The 6,523-nt window shown below is 57.4% G+C and carries 4 protein-coding genes and 1 pseudogene; 4 read left to right on the forward strand and 1 reads right to left on the reverse strand.

Annotated elements, in window-relative coordinates; translation table 11 throughout:
• Positions 1-161 precede the first annotated feature (161 nt).
• The 4 genes from EOA27_RS00165 to EOA27_RS00180 all read left to right on the forward strand — a co-directional run bounded on the left by EOA27_RS00165 (position 162) and on the right by EOA27_RS00180 (position 5,798).
• Positions 162-1,043, forward strand: coding sequence for an SPASM domain-containing protein (locus EOA27_RS00165; protein WP_245466457.1), 882 nt, complete (start codon positions 162-164; stop codon positions 1,041-1,043).
• A gap of 870 nt (positions 1,044-1,913) precedes the next feature.
• Entirely contained in the window at positions 1,914-3,170 is a 1,257-nt protein-coding gene (ectB, locus tag EOA27_RS00170) for a diaminobutyrate--2-oxoglutarate transaminase (RefSeq protein ID WP_126080646.1), read from the forward strand.
• Positions 3,163-4,002, forward strand: coding sequence for a hypothetical protein (locus EOA27_RS00175; protein ID WP_126080647.1), 840 nt, complete (start codon positions 3,163-3,165; stop codon positions 4,000-4,002). The genes ectB and EOA27_RS00175 overlap by 8 nt, the downstream gene beginning before the upstream one ends.
• 524 nt (positions 4,003-4,526) lie before the next feature.
• The gene (locus EOA27_RS00180; protein ID WP_126080648.1) at positions 4,527-5,798 is read left to right on the forward strand and encodes an aminotransferase class I/II-fold pyridoxal phosphate-dependent enzyme; all 1,272 of its coding nucleotides are present in this window, start codon (positions 4,527-4,529) and stop codon (positions 5,796-5,798) included.
• A 36-nt stretch (positions 5,799-5,834) separates the two neighbouring features.
• Here EOA27_RS00180 and EOA27_RS00185 read toward each other — a convergent pair.
• A pseudogene (locus tag EOA27_RS00185) lies at positions 5,835-6,523 on the reverse strand (IS5/IS1182 family transposase); the annotation flags it as partial.

Raw genomic sequence — 6,523 nt, forward strand, 5'->3', positions numbered from 1 at the left:
GGCGCTTCGCAGGAGGTAGATGGGAGTAATCACCAGTGATTTTACCGGAACTTCGCTCAGCAAACACAGCCGGCAGGGTTTTGGAGATAACGACGACCACGGGATGTGTCGTAGGATGTTCATATTGTCCCCAGGACAAGTTCGCGGTCCGGCAAAGAAAAGTGTCTCATGCGAGTCATCTGGGTCTTGAAGATTTCAAGCGGTGTCTGGCCCGCGTACCGACTTCCGTCGACATTGGTTTTGCGGGATACTCCGAACCTTGGCTCAATCCGGACTGCACCGAAATGGTGGAGCACGCCTTCGCCAAAGGCCATGGCATCAGGATTTTTACGACGCTGGTGGGAATGAACGGGCAGGACCTGCAGCGATTGCAAGCCTTGCGCTTGGGCGTATTCGTGGTCCATGTTTTCGATGACGGCACCTACATGAACAGCCGCCTGGTCGGAGACAAGTATCGCGATCTGGTTCGTCAACTCGTCGACGCGGACATCCCCTTGATCCGATTCGTGGCCTTGGGCGAGCCCCACCCAGATATAGCCGACATTATTCCTACCGAAGCACTGATAAAAGCGCGGCCGGTGAGCAGTAGGGGTGGAAGCGTCGACCCTAAGATCGTTGCACCACGTCAGCCAGTGCTCGGAGCCCTAACCTGCGTGGACGAACGACAGTATCGGAATGTTCTTCTTCCAAACGGCGACGTCACCCTGTGCTCCATGGATTTTGAACGGAGTCACGTATTGGGCAACCTTCTATATGAGGGTTACTCCGATCTGTTTGAAAAGCCAGTTTTTCGCGAAATCGTCGACCGCATGAATGGAGCGGATGGTTTTCTGCTTTGCAGAATGTGTGAATTCGCCGATCCAAACGACCGGACCTGGGCGGATGCCGGCCGAGAGGGCGTGCCTGGCAATGCGGATGGCCCCACGACAAATGCACCTGCTCGCGACGCCATCGTGTTTTCGCGTGAGGCGCGGCAGTGGGCCTCGACCACATCGAAAGGGGTCTTCGGCTTCCAACCGAGCTTGTCGGCCTGCCTGCCTTGAGGTAACGCCGATCACAGGTCAACCTCGGTCGGACGGAAACAGCGTTCGTCGATCCCGATCAGCGCTTGATTACTTACTCACGGCCCACCTCGTCAACGCCTTCAGCCTCCCAGACGATCTCCTGTTCGACTCGCCTGAAGGCAGCAGCCCCAGCTGCGGCCGGGGATGGTTGCCGTCGCGGTAGTTGACGCTCTCGAAACCGATGCGGCCCTTCGCCAGCGCGTCTCCCGGTTGCTTCCGCCTGGCCTACGAACGGGCTTTCCGTCAAGGGGGTCCACGGCGGCCCCGCCCTTTTGATCCGGCGGCTCGGGCCAGTTATCGCGCAAGAGATCGGAATCCGCATTCTTCTCAAAGAGAGCGTGGCTTTCGCTGTGTCATCGGTCATCAAATAGTTTCTTGAATCAGGTTGGTGTCCGCAGCCCGAGGTTGAACGGCGAATATTGATGACCGCCGCGAAGCCGCTCGCTCGCTACGGCGCCATCGAGGAGCGCGCTCGCGAGCGGCTTCGCTACCGCCGAGCGACACAACCTCTGGCGACGCGACCCTGCTGATCTCCTTGGACCCATTCATTTGTGCGGAGGCGCTATGGGCAGCGATGGGTGGGTACGTCAACTACCTGATGCCATAGTATCGGTGCTTTCGCGGAAGGTTTAGAAGCCATCTTGTTGCAGCACATTCCCCGAAGACATCCGAATGGAGGGCAACGCAACCAACAATATTCAATGAGGATCCCGGCACCACCAGACCAAACCCAGACCAAACAAAGCTGCCTCCGGCATTCTGCTTCAATGTTAAACGACGAACATATGCCGCAAACCACTAGCCATTAAACAGCTCTCTTCTTTGACGACTATGTGCAGAGGACTTAATATGGACACCGACGCTTTCACGGCTCATGAATCTAGCGTTCGTCGTTATTGCCGGGCGTTCCCCACCGTCTTTACGAAGGCCCTTGGGGCGACGATCTGGGACGAGACGGGTAAGCCCTTTATCGATTTCCTGGTGGGTTCCGGCGCACTCAACTACGGGCACAACAATCCGGATATTATGGCGCCGGCGATTGAATATCTCGTCGGTGAGAACATTCTTCTGTCGCTTGATATGCATACGGCGGCAAAGCGTGACTTCATTGAAGGGTTCGTCGATTGGATCCTGAAACCCAGAGGCCTTTCATACAAGATTCAGTTTCCTGGGCCGACCGGCACGAACGCCAACGAAGCGGCTCTGGCGCTGGCGCGAAAATACACCGGCCGCTCGAGCGTCATGGCCTTTACGAATGCGTTCCACGGCATGTCGCTCGGCTCTCTAGCGGTGTCGGGCTCGGCCTCAACCAGGGAACTGGGAGGCGTCGCTCGCCACGATGTGATCCGTGTTCCCTATGACGGCTATCCGAGCCAAGCTTTCGATTCCGCCAGTTACATCGACAGCGTTTTGAGCGACCCGGGGAGCGGCATAGAAAAGCCTGCCGCAATCATTCTGGAGACCATCCAGGCAGAGGGCGGCATGAACGCCGCATCCGCAGCGTGGCTCACGGAAATTCAGCGCATTTGCCGCACGCATGGCATTGTTTTTATCGTCGACGACATCCAGGCAGGTGCGGGCCGAACTGGCGACTTCTTCTCATTCGAGTCTGCAAAAATCGAACCGGATATTGTTTGTCTTTCTAAGTCCCTTAGCGGTTCAGGTAGTCCGTTGTCCATCGTTCTGATTCGACCCGACTTGGATATATGGAAGCCCGGAGAACATAGCGGGACCTTCAGAGGAAACAATTTCGCCTTCGTGACGGCAGGAGCCATGTGCAAGATGTGGTCGGATAGGAAATTTACTGCAGGTGTCGAGCGGACAGCCGTCAGGCTGCAAACGCACCTCGATCGCCTGGTTGCGAAATTTCCAAGATACATCGAACAGAAGCGCGGCCGCGGTCTGATGGCCGGCCTGAAATGCCGTTCACCGGCAGTTGTCGGCCGCGTGCACGATGTCGCATTCGAAAATGGCCTTCTTATCGAATCCTCGGGGCCAAATCGCGACGTTATCAAAGTCCTCCCGCCGATAACCATCACCGATGCCGAACTCGATCGTGGCATCACCATCCTTGAACACGCACTACAGGAGCAAGACAATGCCTAGTCAGATATCTCAAGTGCCAGCCATCTCGCCGGTTTCGATCAAAGAACGGACCGGGTCGATCAACACGGCGGAGATCATCTCGGTCCTGAAAGGTGAGCTCACCGCTCTGCACATCAAGCAAGCTTTCAGCACCGAAGTAGCAGAGGAGATCACTACGAACTTTATTGGAAGCTCCGGTCTCAGAGAGCGTAAAGATGGTGTGCCCGGACAATATGTCGGTGCATCTCACTACAGAAAGGATGCAGCCACCTATTTCGCAGACGCCGAAAACGCGCGGCCGTACGTCGATGCCCTTTTTAAGAATTTGGTTGACCCGGTTCGAGCAGTATTCGGGGCGTTGAAGCGAGAGCTTCACAACCAGGGAATCGAATTGCGGCTAGCGCGTTCCGAACACGGCCAGGCCAATGTTTGTCGCGGCCTCAGTTGGTCGGGCACAGGCACGTTTTCCTTGGATCCCCACGACGACGTCGCTCAAGTCTTACGTGCTGGCGATGATTACGAGCTTTCTGCGGTGGCGCACAATACGGTCGCAGCGCTCAACCTCTATCCCAGCATGCCTGAGGAAGGCGGCAATCTGAAGCTCTGGAGCCACAAGCCGACGGTTGCGGACCGGATATCGCAAGGTGTGGAGACCACTGGATACCCCTATTCGGCAGCCTATCTGGAGGCCGTCCCTTGCCGCGAGTTCGAGCTCAAAACTGGGGATATCGCCCTAATCGATGGCGGCTTCGTTCACGGGGTTACCGGTCAATCAGGCAACGGAAAGCGTCGCGTGCTGCTGAATTGCTTTTTCGGATTTGCGCGGCCAGATCTTGTTCTCTGGTGGACCTGAGTGGATGTCCCCGACCGCGGGTCATATCGGCCTGAGTGGGAGCGCCGCGGCGAACAGAAGCCACAAAAGCTCCTGAACCGTCTAGCAGGAGCGGGAAGTAGTCGGCGGTGGCCAGGGAGGCGCCGCCGACGTCGTCCTGATTGTGGGCGATACAGGTGCCGCCCCTCCGGTGTTCAGCTTTGATTGTGCCGATGACGGGCTCGACCGCGTGGCGGTTCCCTTGTCTCGCGATTCATTTCCGGTGTCATGTTCCACCTAGTGCTGAAAACTCCAACCTGGGCTTTGCGGCACGTTGTGCCAGGATGCGCCGGCTACTCAGGGCAGAAGAACTCTTCACCCCAGAACTGGGTATTCGGGTCTCTCCACCCAGGGCGCGCCAGCTCCTCATCCGACAGACTGAAGGTGTCTTCGGGATCATATCAGACGGCCATCAGCCGCATCGGAATTCGGCGGTTCGCAATTTGGATCACGTGAGACTGGGGAGCCAATTTACCGCAAATATGCACTTTTGAAAGGACGTCCAAATGTCTCCGGTGGAATTCACAGCGGGCGCTGCAAACGCCAGTCATTTCCGCAACACCGCTTCGGTCATTGATCGGACGCGAATGCATTTCGAACGGGCTCACCAACGTGGTCTCATGGGTGTTTACGGGCGGTCTTTAGAGGGGAGGGCGGTCATGATCACGGAGGGCGAGCGTCGAGGCGATACCATGGCCGACTACGTACGTTGTTGCTACCTCGGCTTGGACAATCATCCAGCTATCGTTGCAGGCGCGGTTGCCGCGATAAAGGAATACGGATCACTCCACTGGTCTTGTGCACGCACGCGCCTGAATTTCGGACTCGTTGGTGAACTTGAGGGATTGCTTTCCCAACTCTTTGGGGCGCGGATTATTACTTACTCGACGGTTATGATTGCCAACATGGGCGCACTGCCAATCATCGCCTCCGGACATTTAACGGGAGGTCAAAGACCTGTCATGGTGTTCGACCGTCTGGCACATGCCTCGCTTGCCTTTCATAAGCCAGTTGTGGCCGAGGAGACCCAAGTCGAGACAATTCCTCACAATGACCTCGATGCTTTGGAGCAGCTTTGCCGCAAGCATCCAATCGTCGCTTACGTCTGCGATGGCGTCTATTCGATGGGCGGCTTCGCGCCGATCGAAGGGCTTCTTGAGTTGCAGGAAAAGTATGGCCTTTTTCTTTACATCGACGACGCACACGGAATTTCACTATTTGGCGAAAGTGGCGAAGGTTTTGCGCGCTCGCAATTACCCAACGAGCTAGGTGAGCGCACGATCGTCGCGGCGTCCCTCGCCAAGGGCTTCGGCGCGTCGGGCGGCATGCTCATGCTGGGAACGGCATATCAAGAAGAGCTATTTCGTTGCTACTCCATTCCGCATGCCTTCTCGGCTTCGCCCAACGTTGCAGCTGTCGGTGCCGCTATGGCCTCGGCGAAAATCCACCGCACGAGCGAGCTCAGGGTTCGCCGAGATCAATTGATCGACCGCATCGCCCTGTTCGACGATCTCATCAACACAGATCAGCGAGGCGCTCCTCTGCCAATTCGCATGATTAATGTGGGCGATGAATTTGCGGCTATTGATTTCGCAGCACGCCTATTCGATGATGGCTTTTACACTTCCGTCACGTTCTTTCCGACGGTCGCTCGGGGCCATGCGGGCATACGCATCTGTCTTACAGCGAGTCACGATCTGTCAGACTTGGCGCGGCTCTGTAATAAGATTCAGATCCACGGACAATCCGTGTTTACCGCAACAGAGGAGCCTCACTGAACACCAAGAATTGTCAGTCGTCCGTGAACAACGAGATTAGTCAGGCTTCGAGTCCTCTCGGCTGACTGGGCTGCGATGAGAAGCCACAAAACCTGTGAACCAGTTGAGCAGGAGGGAGAAGTTGTAGCCGGCGGCGGCGTTGAGGGCGTCGCCCTGCTGGCCGGCGAGGAGTTGCGGCTCATCCGGTGCTCAGCCTTGATGTGGCCGATGCTCTATGGGCTTGCGAGCGTGTGGCCGCCATAGGGATTGCCGGGCAGCGCTTTTTGCATGCAGGGCGAACTGGCCGCCCGGACGCTTCAGCGTGGTGGCCACCGACACCTTCCCCCCGAACTCGTAGGGCATATGCGCCTTCCCTTGCCAATGCATTCCACCTCGTGCGCGTGCAGGCAGTAGATCTTGCGGACGCGCTGGCGCTGACGTTGCTGGAGAACGGTGGCGGCCTGGTAGAGCGGCCATTTGAAGAGCGCGTCCAGCCCCGCATTGCCGGCGATCTGGCGACCAATGTCGCGAATGGTCCGGCCGACATAGTCTTGAGCCTGCGCAGCGCCTTGTTGGCCCGCTTGAACTGCTTGGCGTGGGCATAGCGCTGGTGGCTGATCAGCGCCAGCTTGCCGACCCGCACATAGCTCTGGCGCAAATGGAGGCCCGTCCTCTTGGCCAGCCGCACCAGCCGCTCGCGCGCCCGGTGGATGAGCTTGGCGTCGGTCGGGAACATGACGTTCTTC

The sequence above is a fragment of the Mesorhizobium sp. M2A.F.Ca.ET.037.01.1.1 genome (genome assembly GCF_003998075.1).
Classification (GTDB): domain Bacteria; phylum Pseudomonadota; class Alphaproteobacteria; order Rhizobiales; family Rhizobiaceae; genus Mesorhizobium.

What these genes read in the sequence shown, in the direction of transcription:
- EOA27_RS00180 (WP_126080648.1), top strand. Translation starts at nt 4,527, where the DNA reads ATGTCTCCGGTGGAATTCACAGCGGGCGCTGCAAACGCCAGTCATTTC.
- EOA27_RS00175 (WP_126080647.1), top strand. Translation starts at nt 3,163, where the DNA reads ATGCCTAGTCAGATATCTCAAGTGCCAGCCATCTCGCCGGTTTCGATC.
- ectB (WP_126080646.1), top strand. Translation starts at nt 1,914, where the DNA reads ATGGACACCGACGCTTTCACGGCTCATGAATCTAGCGTTCGTCGTTAT.